The following is an 18,441-nucleotide window of genomic DNA, read 5'->3' as shown; positions in this document are numbered from 1 at the left end:
CGCCCGGCGAAAACCGGGCGGCTTTTTCATTTCTATTGCTTCGCCAATCCCGCAAGCTGCGTCATCACCTGCGCTGCGCCCGTCAGGCGCCTTTCCGGCGTCGGGTAGTCGCGGGCGAGGAAGAGGCTCTGGTCGGGGCGGATCTTCGCCAGTGTACCTTGCTTGGCGATGTAGCCAACCAGCGCCGCCGGGTTCGGGAATTCCTTGTGGCGGAACTGCACGACGACGCCCTTCGGGCCGGCGTCCAGCTTCTCGACATTGGCCACGCGGCACAGCGACTTGATGTAGACGATCTTCAGAAGATGCTGGACCTCGATCGGCAGCGGGCCGAAGCGGTCGATCAACTCCGCGCCGAAGGCGTCGATATCGCCAAGCTCGGTGATCTCGCCGAGGCGGCGGTAGAGGCCGAGGCGCAGGTGCAGGTCCGGCACGTAATCGTCCGGGATCATGACCGGCGTGCCGACGGAAATCTGCGGCGACCAGCCGCTGTCGGCGACTTCCTCGTCGCCCTTGATCTCGGCGACGGCCTCTTCGAGCATTTGCTGGTAGAGTTCGAAGCCGACTTCCTTGATATGGCCGGACTGTTCCTCGCCGAGCAGGTTGCCCGCGCCACGAATGTCGAGGTCATGGCTGGCGAGCTGGAAGCCTGCGCCGAGCGTGTCGAGCGATTGCAGCACCTTGAGGCGGCGTTCGGCGGTGCCTGTCAGCGTGCGGTTGACAGGCAGGGTCAGGAGCGCGAAGGCGCGGACCTTGGACCGGCCGACACGACCGCGAAGCTGGTAGAGCTGGGCGAGGCCGAACATATCGGCGCGGTGGATGATCATCGTGTTCGCCGTCGGCACATCGAGGCCGGATTCGACGATGGTGGTCGAGAGCAGCACATCGTAGCGGCCTTCGTAGAAGGCGTTCATGATGTCTTCGAGTTCGGTTGCCGGCATCTGGCCGTGCGCTACGGCGACCTTCAGTTCCGGCACGTCCTGCCGCAGGAAATCGTGGATTTCCGAGAGGTCGCTGAGGCGCGGGCAGACGTAGAAACTCTGGCCGCCGCGATAGTGCTCGCGCATCAGCGTTTCGCGGATGACGAGCGGATCGAAGGGCGAGATGAAGGTGCGCACGGCCATGCGGTCGACCGGCGGCGTGGTGATGAGCGAGAGTTCGCGCACACCCGTCATGGCAAGCTGCAGGGTGCGCGGGATGGGCGTCGCCGAGAGCGTGAGGACATGCACGTCGCTCTTCAGCTCCTTCAGCCGCTCCTTGTGCTTCACGCCGAAATGCTGCTCCTCGTCGATGATGAGGAGGCCGAGATTGGCGAACTTGATCGACGAGCCGAGCAGTGCATGGGTGCCGACGACGATATCCGTCTTGCCCTCGGTAAGCTCCTTCTTGGTCAGCGCCAGTTCCTTGGAGCCGACGAGGCGGGAGGCCTGCTGCACACGGATCGGCAGGCCCCGGAAACGCTCCGAGAAGGTCTTGAAATGCTGGCGGGCGAGCAGCGTGGTCGGCACGACGACGGCGACCTGAACGCCGTTCATCGCCGCGATGAAGGCGGCGCGCAGTGCCACTTCCGTCTTGCCGAAGCCGACGTCGCCGCAGACGAGGCGGTCCATCGGCCGGCCCGCACCAAGGTCCTCGCGCACGGCGTCGATGGCGTTCGCCTGATCGTCGGTCTCGTCATAGGGGAAGCGGGCGGCGAATTCGTCATAGACGCCGTCCGGAGCGGCCAGCACCGGCGCGTGGCGCACGAGGCGCGCGGCGGCGATCTGGATGAGACCGCCCGCCATATCGAGCAGGCGCTTCTTGAGCTTGGCCTTGCGCGCCTGCCAGGCGACGCCGCCGAGCTTGTCGAGCAGCGCATCGGTGCCCTCGCCGCCGTAGCGGGAGAGGAGGTCGATGTTTTCGACGGGCAGGAAGAGTTTTGCGTCGTCCGCATAGACGAGTTCAAGACAGGCATGCGGCGCGCCGGCGGCCTCGATGGTACGCAGGCCGACGAAGCGGCCGATGCCGTGTTCGGCATGCACGACGATGGAGCCTTCGTCGAGGCCGGCGACCTCAGTGATGAAATCTGCGCCGCGCTTGCGGCGCTTGGCGCGGCGCACCATGCGGTCGCCGAGAATATCCTGTTCGCCGATGACGACGATATTGCCCGTTTCGAAGCCGCTTTCGAGGCTGAGAACGGCAGAACCCGCCTCGCCCGGCTTCAGCCTGGTGAGATCGCCGAATTTTTCGATGGGAACCACATTGCCGAGACCGTGTTCGGCAAGCACCTGCAGGAGACGGTCGAGCGAGCCTTCCGACCAGCCCGTGACCAGCACCTTTGCGCCGGAGGCGCGCTTATCGGCGATGTGCTTGACCGCCTGATCGAAGACGTTGACGCGCCCGCCGTCGGCATCCTCGCTGCCGGCCGGTCGCGCCCAGCGCATGCCGGGCCGCGCCTCGATGGTCTCGACATGGCGGGCCTCGCCCTCGTGCTCGTTGAAGGGCGAAAGGCGGATGGCGGCGCGCTCGTCCAGTTCGCGGGCGAAGCGTTCGGCGTCGAGATAGAGCAGGCCGGGCGGCACGGGCTTGTAGGGCGTTGCCTGCGCCACCTGCCCCTTGCCGGGCGTCGCGGAGGCGAGGCGCGCATCGTAATAGTCGCGCACGAGGCGGGAGCGCTCGACGGCCGCCTCACGTACCGTATGGTCCGTGACGATACGGAAGCCTTGCAGATAGTCGAAGGCGGTTTCCAGTTCGTCGTAGAACAGCGGCAGCCAGTGCTCCATGCCGGCATAGCGCCGGCCCTCGGAGACGGCCTGGTAGAGCGCATCGTCGCGTGTCGCCGCGCCGAAGGACGAGAGATATTGCTTGCGGAAATGCGAGATCGTCTCCGGCGTCAGCGTCACCTCGCTCATCGGATTGAGGTCGAGGGAGCGCGCCTGCCCGGTCGTGCGCTGGCTGGCGGGATCGAAGGAGCGGATCGATTCCAGCGTGTCGCCGAAGAAATCGAGGCGCAGTGGCTCGAGGCTGCCGGGCACGAAGACGTCGAGAATGCCGCCGCGCACGGCGAATTCGCCGACCTCGCGCACGGTCGCCACGCGCTCGAAGCCGTTGCGCTCCAGCCGCGCGGCGATGTCGTCCATGCGGATCTGGTTGCCGGGCTTTGCCGAGAAGGCGAGGCTTTCGATGGTCGGTCGCGGGGCCGTCTTCTGCAGCATGGCGTTGACGGTGACGAGCACGATGGCCGCATGCGGCTTCTTCTGGTGGGCGATCAACGCCGAGAGCGCGGACAGCCGGCGCGCGGAGACTTCGGCGCTCGGCGAGACGCGGTCATAGGGAAGGCAGTCCCAGCCGGGCAGCGTCAGCACCGGAATATCGGGCGCGACGAAGCCGAGCATCTGTTCCAGATCGGAAATGCGCTGGCCGTCCGAGAGCACATAGGCGATCGGGCCGGTCTTGCGGGCAAGGTCGGCGAGGATCAGCGGCTCGACGCCGGAGGGCACGGCGCCGATGGTCATCGGCCGGCCGGCGCCGGCAATACGTTCGGGAGAAAATCCGGGGATCATGCGCGGTCGTCTTTGAAGAGCGGCGAAAAATCGGGGCGGTAGGCGGCGATGCGCGGGAAGAGGCCGCGCTGGAATTCCTCCGGCACGGGCTTTTCGCCGGTCACCCATTTCACGAGGTCGTTGTCCTCCTCGGCCATGATGCGCTCCAGCTCGTCCAGCTCGGTCTCGGAGAGCGTGGCGATCTCGGCATCGGCGAAGGCGCCGAGCACAAGGTCCATCTCGCGGATGCCCCGGTGCCAGCAGCGGAAGAGGATGCGCTTGCGGCGCGGGTCGATCTCGGCGCTCGAGCGTGTCGTTCCCGTCATGATCGTCCTCGCCTTTCCAACTTCGTACAATTCGCGCTTCTATAGACCGGCAAAAGCCGCTTGTCAGCCTTGCCAAAGGCATGATCTCCGGCGATTTTGCCGGCCATGAGACCCGCCCTGCTCGATCCGCTCTTCGCCCCCCTCTCCGCGCTTCCCGGCATCGGCCCGAAGCTGGGCGATCTCTATGCGCGCCTCTTCGGGCAGGAGAGCGTCGAGGATTGCCGGGTCGTCGATCTCGTATTCCATTTCCCGCATTCCATTGTCGACCGGCGCAACCAGCCGGGCATCGCCAATGCGCCGCCGGGCGTCATCGTTACCATCACCGGCCGCGTCGACCGCCACCAGCCGCCGCCGCCCGGGCGGTCGAACCAGCCCTACCGTGTGTTCCTGCACGACGAGACCGGGGAACTGGCGCTCACCTTCTTCCGGGTCAAGGGCAACTGGCTGGAAAAGGCGCTGCCGGTCGACGAGACCGTTGTGGTGAGCGGCAAGGTCGACTGGTTCAACGGCCGCCCCTCGATGGTGCATCCCGATTATATGGCGCGGCTTGGCGAGGCCGACAGCGTGCCGCTGGTCGAGCCGGTGCATGGCCTCACCGCCGGCCTCACCTCGCGCGTGCTGCGCAAGTCGGTGGAAGCGGCGCTCGCCCGCGTGCCGCACCTGCCGGAATGGATCGACGCCACCTTGATGCAGCGGCAGGGCTTTGCCTCGGCCTGCGATGCCTTCCACCGCATGCACGATCCGCGCGACGAGACGGACCTCGACCCGCAGGCTCCCGCCCGCAGGCGCCTAGCCTATGACGAGTTCCTCGCAGGCCAGATATCGCTCGCCCTCGTGCGCCAGCGCCTGCGCAAGGTCGCCGGCCGGCCGGTGATCGCGACCGGGGCGCTGAGCCGCCCGGTCATCGACGCCCTGCCCTTTTCGCTCACGAACAGCCAGCAGACGGCGATTGCCGAGGTATTGAAGGACATGGCCGGCGAGCAGCGCATGCTGCGCCTTCTTCAGGGCGATGTCGGCGCGGGCAAGACGGCGGTGGCGCTGATGGCGATGTTGGCCGCTGTCGAATCCGGCGGACAGGCCGTGCTGATGGCTCCGACGGAAATCCTTGCCCGACAGCATTTCACGACCCTCGCCCGCATGGCCGCGCCGGCCGACGTGACCATCGACGTGCTCACCGGCCGCACCAAGGGCCGCGAGCGCGACGCCATCCTCGAACGCATCGCCTCGGGCGAGACGCAGATCGTCATCGGCACCCATGCACTCTTCCAGGACAATGTGGCCTACAAGGACCTCGTGCTCGCCGTGGTGGACGAGCAGCACCGTTTCGGCGTGCATCAGCGCCTGCGGCTGACGGCCAAGGGGATTTCGCCCCATATGCTCGTCATGACGGCGACGCCCATTCCGCGCACCCTCGTCCTTGCCGCCTTCGGCGACATGGATGTTTCCAAGCTCACGGAAAAGCCCGCCGGCCGCAAGCCGATCCAGACCGTCGTCGTGCCGCAGGAGCGTGTGGGCGATATCGTCGACCGTCTGCGCGCGGCGCTTGCCGAGGGCAAGAAGGCTTACTGGATCTGCCCGCTGGTGGAGGAAACCGAAGAAAGCGAGTTGATGTCCGTCGAGGAGCGGCATGCGACGCTTGCCAGCATCTTCGGCCCCGCTGCCGGCCTCGTCCACGGCCGCATGAGCGGGCCGGAGAAGTACGCCGCCATGCTCGCCTTCAAGACCGGCGAAACGCGGCTGCTGGTGGCGACGACCGTCGTGGAGGTCGGTGTCGATGTGCCGGACGCCTCCATCATGGTCATCGAACATGCCGAGCGCTTCGGCCTTGCCCAGCTTCACCAGTTGCGCGGGCGCGTCGGTCGCGGCGCGGAGGCGTCGAGCTGCATCCTGCTTTACAAGGGGCCGCTCAGCGAGAACGGGCGGGCGCGCCTTTCCATCCTGCGCGAGACGGAGGACGGTTTCCGCATCGCGGAGGAGGACCTGAAGCTGCGCGGCGAAGGCGAGCTTCTCGGCACAAGGCAGTCCGGCACGCCGGGCTTTCTCGTGGCCAGCCTCGAGGCGCATGGCGATCTTCTCGAAATCGCCCGCAAGGACGCCGCCTACCTTCTGGAGCGCGACCCGGAGCTGACGGGTGAGCGCGGCGAAGCGATCCGCACCCTGCTCTATCTCTACCGCCGCGACGAGGCGATCCGGTTCCTGCGCGCCGGATAAGGCCCACGCAAACGTGATTTCGCCGAGACCGCGCGTGAAGGCATACTTGCCCCTCACCCGCGAAGGAGGAGAAATGCCATGAAGACAGTTCTCGCAGTCGCAGCCATAATCGGCCTTTCCGCATCCGCAGCCCTTGCGGATTGCGCCTGGCACAGCAAGGCCTCGGCACAAGCCAAGGTCGACAAGACGATCACGACCGCAAGCGTTACCACGACCGAAAAGCAGTCCCGGCTTCCGGCCGTGACGGACCGGATGCTCGTGGACGACCAGAAGAACGCCGCCGTCGAGGAATAGACCGCTTCGAGCCGCCTCGCGGCCCGGGGCGGCTCACCTATCCCTTTTTCTTCGGTTTGCGCGGCTCTTCGCCCTGGATGAGTTGCAGCGATTTTTCCGGCGGGGTCACGAGGCCGACCGAGATGATAAGCTTGGCGGCGTCCTCGGCGCTCATATCGAGCGGCACGATCTTGTCCCTTGGCACATAGACGAGGAAACCGGCGGTCGGGAACGGCGTCGGCGGCAGGAAGCAGGCGACCATGTCCTTGCCCATGGACTGAAACTTCGTCGCGATCTCGCCGCGCGCATCCGTCGCCACGAAGACGACGGCCCAGAGGCCGGGGCTCGGATATTCGATCATCGCCGCCTTGTTGAAGGAATTGCCCTTGTCCTTCAGCACCGTCTCGAAAATCTGCTTCAGGCTCTTGTGGACCGTGCGCACCAGCGGCGTGCGGTTGAACAGCGAATCGCCGAACTCCACGACGGTGCGGCCGATGAGGTTCTTGCCGAGAAAACCGACCAGCGTGATCAGCACCAGCGCGATCAGCAGGCCGAAGCCGGGTATGGCGAACTGGAAGTAGTTCTCCGGGTTGTAGTGCGCCGGAATATAGGGCTTCACCCAGCTATCGGCCCAGTGGATGAAGGACCAGGTCAGCCATATGGTAATGGCGATCGGCGCGCAGATGACGAGGCCGGTCAGGAAATTGTTGCGCAGCCGCATGGCAAGCGACTGTCTCGGGACGAGGTCGGTCATCTAAGGTCCAGTGTGGGGCAGCCGCTCAGCCGTAGAAACCCGGATGATAGGAAACGCTTCCCTCGCCGTAAACCGGGGAAAAGGCCACACGCATGAAATACTCCGGCGGCACCCCGTCCAGCGTCAGCTTGGCATCCGGTGCAAAGCCGAACCGGCTGTAGTAGGCGGGATCGCCGAGCAGCACGCAGCCCGTCGCGCCGAGCGCTTTCAGCCGCTCCAGCCCTTCCCGGATCAGCTTACCGCCGATGCCCTCGCCCTGCCGGGCCGGATCGACCGAGATGGGTCCGAGACCGTACCAGCCCTCGCTGCCATCGGAAACGGCAATCGGCGAGAAGGCGACATGGCCGACGATCGCCCCGTCCGCGTCCGCCACCAGCGACAGCGTCAGCGCGCCGGCCGCGCGCAGGCGGTCGATGATCAGGTGCTCCGTGCCGTCGGCATGCGGCGCGGTCTTGAACGCCGTTTCCGTCAGCGTGCGGATGGCGTCGATATCCTCAATGCGTTCCGGGCGGATGTTCATTCGACGGTCACCGACTTTGCGAGGTTGCGGGGCTGGTCCACGTCCGTGCCCATGAAGACGGCCGTGTGATAGGCGAGAAGCTGGATCGGCAGCGAATAGATCATCGGCGCGATGATCTCGTCGACATTCGGCAGCACGATGGTCTTCATCGTCGGCAGCTTGGAGGCCGCCGCGCCCTTTTCGTCGGTGATGAAGACGATGCGGCCGCCGCGCGCCGCCACTTCCTGCATGTTCGACACGGTCTTCTCGAAGAAGCGGTCATGCGGAGCGATGACGATGACGGGCATGTTCTCGTCGATCAGCGCGATGGGGCCGTGCTTCAACTCGCCGGCGGCATAGCCTTCGGCGTGGATATAGGAGATTTCCTTGAGCTTCAGCGCGCCTTCCATGGCCAGCGGATAGCTCGTGCCACGGCCGAGATAGAGCACGTCCTTGCACTTGGAGAGGTCGCGCGAAAGCTGTTCGATGGCCGGCTGGATGGTGTTGAGCACGCTCGCCATGATGCGCGGCATTTCGGCGAGGTGGTGAACCAGCTCCTTTTCCTCGGCCTCGCTGACCGTGCCGCGCGCACGGCCCGCGCCGATGGCGAGCGCGGCGAGCACGGCAAGCTGGCAGGTGAAGGCCTTGGTGGAGGCGACGCCGATTTCCGGGCCGGCGAGAATCGGGAAGACGGCATCCGATTCGCGGGCGATGGTCGATTCCTTCGCATTGACCACCGCGCCGATCTTCAGGCCGTTCTCCTTGCAGTAACGCAGCGAGGCGAGCGTGTCTGCGGTTTCGCCTGACTGCGAGATGAAGAGCGCGGCGGAGGCCGGGTTCAGCGGAATTTCGCGGTAGCGGAACTCGGAGGCGACATCGATCTCGACCGGCAGGCGGGCATAACGCTCGAACCAGTACTTGCCGACGAGGCCGGCAAGATAGGCCGTGCCGCAGGCGGAGATGGCAAGGCTCGGCACGCTGGCGAAATCGATATCGGCCGCGACCGGGCGCACCGTATGCGCGAGGAAGTCGACATAGTGGCTGAGGGCGTGGGAAATCGCCTCCGGCTGCTCATGGATTTCCTTCTCCATGAAGTGCCGGTGGTTGCCCTTGTCGATGAGATAGGCGGCGGCCGAGGAGACCTGCCTGGGGCGCTCGACGCGGTTGCCGTCCATATCGAAGATGAAGGCCCCGTCGCGGCCGATCACCGCCCAGTCGCCATCGACCAGATAGCTGATTTCGTTGGTGAAAGGCGCAAGCGCAATGGCGTCGGAACCGAGGAACATCTCGCCCCGGCCGTGGCCGATGGCGAGCGGCGGGCCGTTGCGGGCAGCCAGAATGGTGGACGGGTCGTCCTCGAAGATGACGGCGAGCGCATAGGCGCCCGTCACGCGGCGCAGCATGGCGTGCATCGCCTCGCGGCGGCCAAGGCCGTCGCGGCGGAATTTTGCGACGAGCTGCGCGACCACTTCCGTGTCGGTCTGCGTGACGAAGGTCGCGCCGGCGGCGGCAAGCTCGTCCTTCAACTCGGAGAAGTTCTCGATGATGCCGTTATGGACGACGGCGACGCCTTCCACGAAATGCGGATGCGCGTTGTTTTCCGTCGGCGCGCCATGCGTCGCCCAGCGTGTGTGGGCGATGCCGATGGTGCCGGCCAGCGGTTCTTCCGAAAGGCGCTTCTCAAGGTTGAACAGCTTGCCCTCGGCCCGGCGGCGGGCGAGCTTGCCGTCGACGACGGTGGCGACGCCGGCGGAATCGTAGCCCCGGTATTCAAGGCGCTTCAGGGCATCGACAAGCCGACCCGCGACAGGCTGGTTTCCGACGATACCGACTATTCCGCACATGGGCCGCTCCACTCTTTCGAAATGCTGTGTCGCGCCCTTCGTAGAGCTTTTTTGCCGCGACGCAACACGGCCATGCTCACTTTCGATTGCAGGCAGTAATGTGGGCGCGCCCAGTACCCGGCCTATTCGGCCGCCTTTTTCTTCGCGTTCTTGATAGCCTGGTTGCGTTCGCGAATGAGCACCGCCCGGCCCTCCTTGTTCTCCTGCCGGGCGCGGCCGAAGGCGACGGCGTCGTCCGGCACATCGGCCGTGATGACGCTGCCGGAGGCGACATAGGCGCCGTTGCCGACGCTGACGGGCGCAACGAGCGCGGTGTTGGAGCCGATGAAGGCGTTTTCGCCGATGCGCGTCACGAACTTGTTGATGCCGTCATAGTTGCAGGTGATCGTGCCTGCGCCGACATTGGTATGCGCGCCGATGAAGGCATCGCCGATATAGCTGAGATGGTTGACCTTCGCGCCCGGGCCGATCTCCGCCTTCTTGATCTCGGTGAAGTTGCCGACCTTCGCGCCCTCCCCGAGATTCGCACCCGGCCGCAGGCGGGCATAGGGGCCGACCTCGGCATCCGCAGATACATGCGCGCCCTCGATATGGGAGAAGGAGTGGATGAGCGCGCCGCTTTCCACCGTCACGCCGGGACCGAAGACGACATTCGGTTCGATCGTCACATCGCGGCCGATCCGCGTATCGAAGGACAGGAAGACGGTTTCCGGCGCGATCATCGAGACGCCGTCGATCATCATCTCGTGGCGGCGGCGCTGCTGCCAGAGGCGCTCGATGACGGCAAGCTCGGCGCGCGTGTTGCAGCCGGTCAGCTCCTCCTCCGGCGCTTCGACGGCAATCGCCCTGCCGCCTGCCGCGCGCACGACCTCGACGATATCGGTGAGGTAATATTCGCCCTTCGCATTGGCGTTGCCGATCCGGTCGATGAGGTCGAGCGCCTTGCGGCCGTCGATGGCCATCAGGCCGCCGTTGCAATAGGTGATGGCGCGCTCGGCCTCGCTGGCGTCCTTGTGCTCGCGAATCGCCAGAAGTTCGCCGTTCTCCGTGATCAGGCGGCCATAGCCGGTCGGGTCCGCCGTCTTAAAGCCGATGACGACGACGTCCGCGCCCTTCGCAAGGCCATCGCGCGCGGCGATCAGCGGCGTTTCGGTGATCAGCGGCGTATCGCCGAAGACGACCAGCACGTCGTCGTATCCCCTGGCGATGGCTTGGCGCGCGGCAAGCACGGCATGCGCCGTGCCAAGCCGTTCGGTCTGGATATGGACCGTGCTTGCGACACCCGCATTGCGCGCCGCCGCCTCGACCTTCTCCGCATCGCGGCCAAGCACCAGCGCGATCTCGGAAATGCCGGCCTTGGCCAGCGCATCGACGACATGGGCGATCATCGGGCGGTTCGCGACCGGATGCAGCACCTTCGACTGCGAGGACTTCATCCGCGTGCTCTCGCCGGCCGCGAGGATGACAGCCAGGCAATTGCGTTTCGTGCGGTCAGCGGTCATGGGAATCCCTCGTTCATCGGTCTTTCTCGCCGTTCCTTAGCAAAAAGCCATAGAAAGAGACAAAGGGATTTCTTCGCACCTCAATTCGCGTTGCTGCGCAGACGGCTTTCGGTGAGCAGGCCGTTCTCGTCGAGGATCGGATAGGCGACGGAGACGAGATGCGCGTTGACGCGCTTGAGGTCGCGCAGCATGTCGAGATGCAGCGAACTGGTCTGGAGGCTGTCCAGCCGGCCGTCGCGCAGGCGCTCCAGATGGCGCTCGGACGACTGCTTCTCCATGCGCCGCACGTCCACCTTCACCTCCATGAGCTGGCGGGCAAGGCCGGAATCGCGGGTGACGAAAATGGTCTGGGCGATGCGCAGGTTCTCGATGGTCAGGTTGAAGAGATTGGCGAGTTCCTTGTAGCCGTCCTCGGAGAATTTCAGGCCGTTGACGATCTTCTTGCGCACCTGCTCCTGAAGCCCCTTCTCGATGATGTCGCCGACATGCTCGAGATTGATGGCGTAGTCGATGATGACGATGGAGCGCGCCGCGCATTCGCCGGTGACGCCCTGCCGGCCGAGGCGGGAGAGATAGATCTTCACCTCCTGCTGCAAGGCGTCGACCTGCCGCTCCAGCTCGCCGACATCGGCAAGCGGGGAAAGGTTGTTGTCGTTGAAGGCGCGCATGGTGCGGATCAGCATGGCCTCGATGAGATCGCCGACGCGCAGCACCTCGCGCGTTGCGCCGGAAAGCGCGACGACGGGGCTGGCAAGCGCCGAATCGTCGAGATATTTCGGCCCGGTCTCCGGCTGCTTTTCCTCCGGCACCAGCTTTTCCATGAGCCGCGACAGCGCGCCCGACAGCGGCCACATCACCAGAGCCACGACGAGATTGAAGGCGAGATGCACATCGACCGGCAGCTTGGCCGCCGGGATGGGCAGCAGCGCCAGAAGCTGCGCGACGTGGCCGGCGAACGGCAGGACGGCGAGACAGCCGATGCCGCGCACCAGGAGATTGCCCAGCGTCACCCGCCGGGCGGATGCCGCCGCCTTGGCCGTGGCGATGACCGGCGGCACGGCCCCGCCGAGATTGGCGCCGAGCACGAGGATGACGGTCAATGCCGGCGAGAGGATGCCCATGCCCGTCAGCGACAGGATCAGCACGACGACCGCAAGGCTCGACGAGGAGATGATGGCGAGCACCGTCGAGAAGGCGAGCGCGGCCGGCCATGCGCCGTCCAGCAGCTTCAGGAAGGCGGCGAGCGCCGGAGACTGGCGCATCGGCTCGGTGGCGAGGCTCAAAAGGTGCAGCGAGAGCAGCATCAGGCCGATGCCGACGAGTGCGGAACCAAGCCCCTGCCGGGCGGTCGAGCTGCTGGACTTGTAGAGCACGACGCCGACGAGAATGACGAGGGGCGAGATCGATTCGATGCCCGTCGCCACCAGCCATGCGGTGACGGCGGTGCCGATATTGGCGCCGAGCAGCACGATCTGCGCCATGCGCGCCCGAACGAGGTTCTTTTCCACGAACGAGGCGATCATCAGCGCCGTGGCGGTCGAGCTTTGCAGGGCGACCGTGGCGACGAACCCGCCGAAGAAGGAGCGGAAGGGACCGCGCGTGCCGAGCGCCAGCCCGGAGCGCAGCTTGACCCCGAAGGCCCGCGTCATGCCGTCCTTCACCTGTGCGAGGCCGAACAGGAGCAGCGCCACCGCGCCGAAAAGGTTGATCATGACGATCGTGGATTCCACCTCTTTATCTCCTCACGCGACCGCCGGCGACAGACTCACCGGGATAATCCTGCATCCGATCACGAATTCCTGAATTGTGACAGCGGAATAGGGCCGGATTCTGCCAATAATTTCATAAAAATTTCTTTTGCCGGCAAAAGAAATCGACGCCCGGCGGCGCGTTTGCGCCATGCCCCGCTCCTGCCGGGCGCCGCAGGCATGCTGCGGACTTCTATTCCCGCAAACTTTCCGTTAAGAGACGATCTCCGGCCGCATGGCCGCGTATATGAGGAAATTTAGACGATGCTCGACGCCCTGAGACGCGCTTCCCAGACCTGGGTGGCAAAAGCCCTGCTGATCGTACTGGTCGGTTCCTTCGCTGTCTGGGGTGTTTCGAGTTCTCTTGTCACCGGAACCTCCAATGCCGTCGTCACGGTCGGCGACGTCAAGGTTTCGCCGACGGACTTCCGCCTCGCCTATGAGCGTCAGGTCGGCGCCATGTCGCAGCGCCTCGGCATGCGGCTGAACGCCGAACAGGCCCGCGCCTTCGGCATCGAGAACCAGGTCTTTGCCGAACTCGTCGCCGGCGCCGCGCTCGACCAGCTCTCGCGCGACATGAATCTCGGCCTTTCGGAAGGTCGCCTCGCCCAGTTGATCGCCGACGATCCGGCCTTCCACGGCGCCGGCGGCCAGTTCGACCGCGCCGCCTTCTCCGCGATCCTGCGCAATGCGGGCCTGCGCGAGAGCGACTATATCAGCAACCGCAGCCAGGTCGCGATCCGCACCCAGGTCGTGGAAGCCGTGTCGGATGGCTACAAGGCCCCCGATGTGCTGACGGATGCGCTGCGCCAGTATCGCAACGAGGCGCGCAGCATCGACTTCCTGCTGCTCAGCAATGCCAATATCGACCCCGTCAAGACGCCGGGCGACGATGTGCTCGCACCCTGGTTCGAGCAGAACAAGGCCAAGTACCGCGCGCCGGAATACCGCAAGTTCGTCTATATTGCGCTGGAGCCGAAGGACATCGCGGACGCCTCGACGATCACCGACGAGGCGCTTCAGGCCGATTACGAGAAGAACAAGGAAAAGTACCGCACGCCGGCGCTGCGCACCATCGAGCAACTGACCTTCAAGGATCGCGCCAGCGCCGATGCCGCGGCGGCCAAGCTTGCCGCCGGCACGACCTTCGACGCTATCGTCGCCGAACAGGGCAAGACGGCGGCCGACGTGCTGCTGGGCGACTTCACCGAGGCGAACGTTCCCGACCAGAAACTGGCCGAGCCCGCCTTCGCGGTTGCCGAGAACGGCGGCACGACGCCGGTCATCGACGGCACCTTCGGCCCGATCATCCTGCGCGTGACGAATATCCGTCCGGAAACCCTGAAGACCTTCGAAGAGGTCAAGGAAGAACTGCGGGGCGAACTGGCGCTCGCGGAAGCCGCCGACGGCATCCTCGCCGTGCATGACCGTATCGAGGACAGCCGCGCCGAGGGCCTCAGCCTCGTCGAGGCTGCCGCCAAGAACAACCTGAAGGCCGTCACCATCGAGGCGATCGACGCGCAGGGCAACGACCAGAAGGGCGAGGAAGTCGCCGGCCTGCCGGAAGAAGCGGCGCTGCTCGGCGAAGTGTTCAAGACCGAGGTCGGCATGGAGACCCAGCCGCTCAATGTCGGCCGCGAGGGCTATGCGTGGTATGAGGTGCTCGACGTGATCCCGGATCGCGACCGTACGCTCGACGAGGTTCGCGACCGCGTGGTGGCGGACTGGACGGCCGAACAGCAGCGCCAGGCGCTCGCCAAGAAGGCGGAAGAGCTGGCGGAGCGTGTGCGCAAGGGCGGCGGACTCGCCGCGATTGCCGGCGAACTCGGCATGGCCGTCGAGACCAAGACGGGCTTGCACCGCGGCGCCGAAGACCCGGTCCTCGGCCCGGCCGCCGTGGCTGCCGCCTTCGCCGGTCCGCTCGGCCATGTCGCCAGCACGCCCGGCGTCGACGGCGAAGGCCAAATTCTCCTGAAGGTGACCGAAGTGAACGATGCGGCAACCGACGCGCTGACCAACGACGAGCAGCAGATCCAGGCTGTCGCGCGCACCAGCGGCGACGATATCCTCGACCAGATGGTCAGCTCGCTCCAGTCGGCCTACGGTGTCTCCATCAATCGCACGCTCGCCGAACAGAGCCTCGCGCGGTAAGGGAAAGAGGAGCCGCATGTCCGACCTGAAACCCTATATCGCCAAGGTCGCCGCCGGCAGCGCGCTCGACCGCGAGGATGCGCGCGGCGCGTTCGAGATCATCATGTCGGGCGCCGCCACGCCCTCGCAGATCGGCGGCTTCCTGATGGCCTTGCGCGTGCGCGGCGAGACCGTGGACGAGATCTACGGCGCCGTCGGCTCCATGCGCGCCCGCATGCTGCCGGTGAACGTGCCGGCCGACGCCATGGATATCGTCGGTACGGGCGGCGACGGCGCGGGCACCTACAATATCTCGACGCTTGCGGCGATCGTCGTCGCGGGCGCCGGCGTTCCCGTCGCCAAGCACGGCAACCGGGCGCTCAGCTCCAAGTCGGGCACGGCGGACGCCCTCTCCTGCCTCGGCGTCAAGCTCGATATCGGCCCGGCCGATATTGCCCGCTGCGTGCATGACGCAGGCCTCGGCTTCATGTTCGCGCAGTTGCATCACCCCGCCATGAAGCATGTCGGCCCGTCGCGCGTCGAACTCGGCACGCGCACGATCTTCAACCTGCTCGGCCCGCTCTCCAACCCCGGCGGCGTCAAGCGCCAGCTCCTCGGCGTGTTCTCGCCGCAATGGCTGGTGCCGATCGCCGAGGTGATGCGCGACCTCGGCTCGGAAAGCATCTGGGTCGTGCATGGCGAAGGCCTCGACGAAGTGACCACGACGGGCGTGACGCAGGTCGCGGCGCTGGAAAACGGCAAGATTCGCACCTTCGAGCTGACGCCCGCCGATTTCGGCCTGCCGCAGGTGAAGCTAGACGACCTGCGCGGCGGCGACGGCGCGCACAATGCCGCCGCCCTCCTTTCCGTGCTCGGCGGCGCTCATATGCCGTATCGCGATATTTCGCTGGCGAACGCCGCCGCCTCGCTCGTCGTCGCCGGCAAGGCGCAGACGCTCGGCGAAGGCATGAAGCTTGCCACCGAATCCCTTGAAAGCGGCCGCGCCCGCGCCGCGCTGGAACGCCTCGTTGCGGTTTCCAACGAGGGCGGGACGGACTAGGATTGGCCATGACCGACATTCTGAAGAAGATCGAAGCCTACAAGCTGGAAGAGATCGCCGCCGCCAAGGCGCGTATCGCTCCTGCCGAGCTTCGCGCGCGCATCCGTGATCAGGAGCCGCCGCGCGGCTTCTTCGCCAGCCTTGTGGGCAAGAAAGCGGAAGGCCGCTTCGGCCTCATCGCCGAGATCAAGAAGGCAAGCCCCTCCAAGGGTCTCATCCGCCCGGATTTCGATCCGCCGGCGCTTGCGAAAGCCTATGAGGCCGGGGGCGCCGCCTGCCTTTCCGTGCTGACGGACACGCCGAGCTTCCAGGGTGCGCCGGAATTCCTGACCGCCGCGCGCGAGGCCTGCGCATTGCCGGCGCTGCGCAAGGACTTCATGTTCGACAGCTACCAGGTGCTGGAAGCGCGCGCCTGGGGTGCGGATTGCATCCTCCTCATCATGGCCTCGCTCAGCGACGACACCGCGAAAATGCTGGAGGACGCCGCCTTCTCGCTCGGCATGGACGTTCTGATCGAAGTGCATGACGAAGCGGAAATGGAGCGTGCGCTGAAGCTGAAGTCCAAGCTCGTCGGCGTCAACAACCGGAACCTGCGCACCTTCGAGGTCGATCTTGCGGTTTCGGAGAAGCTTGCCGGCATGGTGCCGGAGGATCGGCTGCTCGTCGGCGAAAGCGGCATCTTCACCCACGCCGATTGCCAGCGCCTCGGCAAGGTCGGCATCTCCACCTTCCTCGTCGGCGAAAGCCTGATGCGCAAGGACGACGTGACGGCCGCGACGCGCGAACTCCTGACCGGCAATGCCGGCATGCTGGCCGCCGAATGACGAAACTCACCCATATCGATGCTTCAGGCGAAGCCAATATGGTGGATGTCGGCGACAAGGCCGAGACGGTGCGCATCGCGCTCGCCGAGGGCTTCATCCGCATGGCGCCGGCAACGCTCGACCTCATCCTCAAGGGCGACGCCAAGAAGGGCGACGTGATCGGCACGGCGCGCCTTGCCGGCATCATGGCCGCCAAGCAGACCTCCAGCCTCATCCCGCTCTGCCATCCCCTGATGCTGACCAAGGTGGCCGTCGAGATCCGCGAGGACCGCGCCCTTCCCGGCTTGCGCGTCGAGGCCATGGCCAAGCTTACCGGCCGCACCGGCGTGGAGATGGAGGCGCTGACGGCCGTCAGCGTCGCCTGCCTCACCATCTACGACATGGCCAAGGCGGCCGACCGCGAGATGGAGATCGGCGGCGTGCGGCTGCGTGAAAAATCCGGCGGCCGTTCCGGCGACTACAGACGCGGAGAGGCCTGATGTCCCTTCTGCCCGTCGCCGACGCCCTTGAACGCCTGCTTTGCGCGGCAAGGCCGGTGCGACGGACGGAGAAGGTCCCGCTTCATCAGGCGGAAGGCCGCGTGCTTGCCGAGGATGTCGCCGCCCGCCTCACCCAGCCACCCTTCGACAATTCCGCGATGGACGGCTATGCCCTGCGCCATGCGGACATCCCCGCGCTCGGCTCCGTCCTCAAGGTCGTCGGCACCTCCGCGGCCGGCCACGCCTTCGAGGGGGGCGCAGGCCCCGGCGAGGCCGTGCGCATCTTTACCGGCGCGCCGCTCCCCGCCTTTGCCGATACCGTGCTGTTGCAGGAAGACGCCGAGGTGCTGGAGGACGGCCGCATCCGCACCACCTTCCTCACCCCGAAGGGTCGCCATATCCGCCCGCGCGGCCAGGATTTCCACGAAGGTGAAGTCGTCCTGAAGGCCGGAGACGTGCTCGATCCGGGCCGCCTCACCGTCGCCGCCGCGATGAACCACCCGGAACTGACCGTTTACACCCGCCCGCGCGTCGCCCTTCTGGCGACGGGCGACGAGCTGGTGCCGCCCGGCACGCCGCCGGGCGCGAGCCAGATCATCGCCTCCAACACCTACGGCGTCGCCGCCATCGCCCGCAGCGCCGGTGCGGACATCGTCGACCTCGGCATCGTGCGTGACGACAAGCAGGCGATCCTCGATGCGGTGCGAAATGCCCTTTCGCTCGATATCGACGTGCTGGTGACGCTCGGCGGCGCCTCCGTCGGCGATTTCGACCTTGTCCAGCCGGTGCTCGGCGAAGCGGGCATGGAGCTCGATTTCTGGCGCATCGCCATGCGCCCCGGAAAGCCGTTGATGGTCGGCCGCCTCGGCGAAATCCAGGTCGTCGGCCTGCCCGGCAACCCCGTCTCCAGCCTCGTCTGCTCGCTGCTGTTCCTCGAACCTCTCGTCCGCCGCCTCTCGCATCTGCCGCCGAAGGACCGCCTGCGGGACGCCGTTGCGGCCGTGCCGGTCAAGGAAAACGATCATCGGCAGGACTATGTCCGCGCCCGCGTGACGCGCGGCCCGGCCGGCGAACTGCTCGTGACCCCCTTCGGCAAGCAGGATTCTTCGATGATGAAGACCTTCGCGGAAGCGGAAGGCCTGCTGGTCCGCCCGCCCCAGGCCCCGGCCATGGCTGCGGGATCGCCGTGCAAGGTCCTGCTCCTGCGCGAACCGACACCTTGAGTAGCGTTATTGTATCAGCAGCCCCTTGCGGAACACATATGGAACAGATA

At 66.0% G+C, this 18,441-nt stretch carries 15 protein-coding genes; 7 read left to right on the top strand and 8 right to left on the bottom strand.

What is annotated here, in order from left to right; all coding sequences use genetic code 11:
* Window positions 1–32: 32 nt before the first annotated feature.
* Both mfd and K8M09_RS07980 read right to left on the bottom strand, forming a co-directional pair.
* Window positions 33–3,539 carry a transcription-repair coupling factor gene (mfd, locus tag K8M09_RS07985; protein ID WP_160784222.1) on the bottom strand — a complete coding sequence of 1,169 codons (3,507 nt, stop codon included), beginning with the start codon at window positions 3,537–3,539 and terminating at the stop codon, window positions 33–35.
* On the bottom strand, window positions 3,536–3,844 hold the full coding sequence (locus tag K8M09_RS07980) for an FAD assembly factor SdhE (RefSeq protein ID WP_160784221.1): 309 nt from the start codon (window positions 3,842–3,844) through the stop codon (window positions 3,536–3,538). The genes mfd and K8M09_RS07980 overlap by 4 nt, the downstream gene beginning before the upstream one ends.
* 105 nt (window positions 3,845–3,949) lie before the next feature.
* Between K8M09_RS07980 and recG the strand changes: the two genes are divergently transcribed.
* Both recG and K8M09_RS07970 read left to right on the top strand, forming a co-directional pair.
* On the top strand, window positions 3,950–6,055 hold the full coding sequence (gene recG / locus K8M09_RS07975) for an ATP-dependent DNA helicase RecG (RefSeq protein ID WP_160784220.1): 2,106 nt from the start codon (window positions 3,950–3,952) through the stop codon (window positions 6,053–6,055).
* 78 nt (window positions 6,056–6,133) lie between these two features.
* A complete protein-coding gene (locus tag K8M09_RS07970) occupies window positions 6,134–6,349 on the top strand; it encodes a hypothetical protein (protein WP_160784219.1) in 216 nt (71 codons plus the stop codon).
* Between the two features lie 37 nt (window positions 6,350–6,386).
* Here the strand turns inward: K8M09_RS07970 and K8M09_RS07965 are convergent, their stop codons facing one another.
* From K8M09_RS07965 to K8M09_RS07940, 6 genes are all read right to left on the bottom strand, one after another.
* Window positions 6,387–7,082, bottom strand: a complete 696-nt coding sequence (locus tag K8M09_RS07965; RefSeq protein ID WP_160784218.1) for a DUF502 domain-containing protein — start codon at window positions 7,080–7,082, stop codon at window positions 6,387–6,389.
* A 25-nt stretch (window positions 7,083–7,107) separates the two neighbouring features.
* Complete coding sequence (locus tag K8M09_RS07960) at window positions 7,108–7,602, bottom strand: GNAT family N-acetyltransferase (protein WP_160784217.1); 495 nt, start codon at window positions 7,600–7,602, stop codon at window positions 7,108–7,110.
* On the bottom strand, window positions 7,599–9,425 hold the full coding sequence (gene glmS / locus K8M09_RS07955; RefSeq protein ID WP_160784216.1) for a glutamine--fructose-6-phosphate transaminase (isomerizing): 1,827 nt from the start codon (window positions 9,423–9,425) through the stop codon (window positions 7,599–7,601). Before glmS ends, K8M09_RS07960 begins: the two co-directional genes overlap by 4 nt.
* Window positions 9,426–9,547: 122 nt before the next feature.
* A complete protein-coding gene (glmU, locus tag K8M09_RS07950; protein WP_160784215.1) occupies window positions 9,548–10,927 on the bottom strand; it encodes a bifunctional UDP-N-acetylglucosamine diphosphorylase/glucosamine-1-phosphate N-acetyltransferase GlmU in 1,380 nt (459 codons plus the stop codon).
* 80 nt (window positions 10,928–11,007) lie between these two features.
* Complete coding sequence (locus K8M09_RS07945; protein ID WP_160784214.1) at window positions 11,008–12,657, bottom strand: Na/Pi cotransporter family protein; 1,650 nt, start codon at window positions 12,655–12,657, stop codon at window positions 11,008–11,010.
* A gap of 12 nt (window positions 12,658–12,669) precedes the next feature.
* Entirely contained in the window at window positions 12,670–12,828 is a 159-nt protein-coding gene (locus K8M09_RS07940; RefSeq protein WP_160784213.1) for a hypothetical protein, read from the bottom strand.
* A gap of 111 nt (window positions 12,829–12,939) precedes the next feature.
* On the opposite strand from K8M09_RS07940, the gene K8M09_RS07935 reads away from it, so the two are divergent.
* The 5 genes from K8M09_RS07935 to K8M09_RS07915 are packed head-to-tail and all read left to right on the top strand — an operon-like array spanning window position 12,940 to window position 18,391.
* Entirely contained in the window at window positions 12,940–14,826 is a 1,887-nt protein-coding gene (locus tag K8M09_RS07935) for a peptidylprolyl isomerase (RefSeq protein WP_160784212.1), read from the top strand.
* Window positions 14,827–14,842: 16 nt separating this feature from the next.
* Window positions 14,843–15,865, top strand: a complete 1,023-nt coding sequence (gene trpD, locus K8M09_RS07930) for an anthranilate phosphoribosyltransferase (protein WP_160784211.1) — start codon at window positions 14,843–14,845, stop codon at window positions 15,863–15,865.
* A gap of 8 nt (window positions 15,866–15,873) precedes the next feature.
* Window positions 15,874–16,689, top strand: a complete 816-nt coding sequence (gene trpC, locus K8M09_RS07925) for an indole-3-glycerol phosphate synthase TrpC (protein ID WP_160784210.1) — start codon at window positions 15,874–15,876, stop codon at window positions 16,687–16,689.
* Entirely contained in the window at window positions 16,686–17,168 is a 483-nt protein-coding gene (moaC, locus tag K8M09_RS07920; protein WP_160784209.1) for a cyclic pyranopterin monophosphate synthase MoaC, read from the top strand. Before trpC ends, moaC begins: the two co-directional genes overlap by 4 nt.
* Window positions 17,168–18,391, top strand: coding sequence for a molybdopterin molybdotransferase MoeA (locus K8M09_RS07915; protein ID WP_160784208.1), 1,224 nt, complete (start codon window positions 17,168–17,170; stop codon window positions 18,389–18,391). Before moaC ends, K8M09_RS07915 begins: the two co-directional genes overlap by 1 nt.
* Window positions 18,392–18,441: the final 50 nt, after the last annotated feature.

Origin of the sequence: Shinella zoogloeoides, from assembly GCF_020883495.1 — a bacterium.
In the GTDB taxonomy this organism is placed as follows: Bacteria; Pseudomonadota; Alphaproteobacteria; order Rhizobiales; family Rhizobiaceae; genus Shinella; species Shinella zoogloeoides.
Note: the sequence above shows the minus strand (reverse complement) of the source record. Positions and strands in the feature narration are given on the sequence as shown.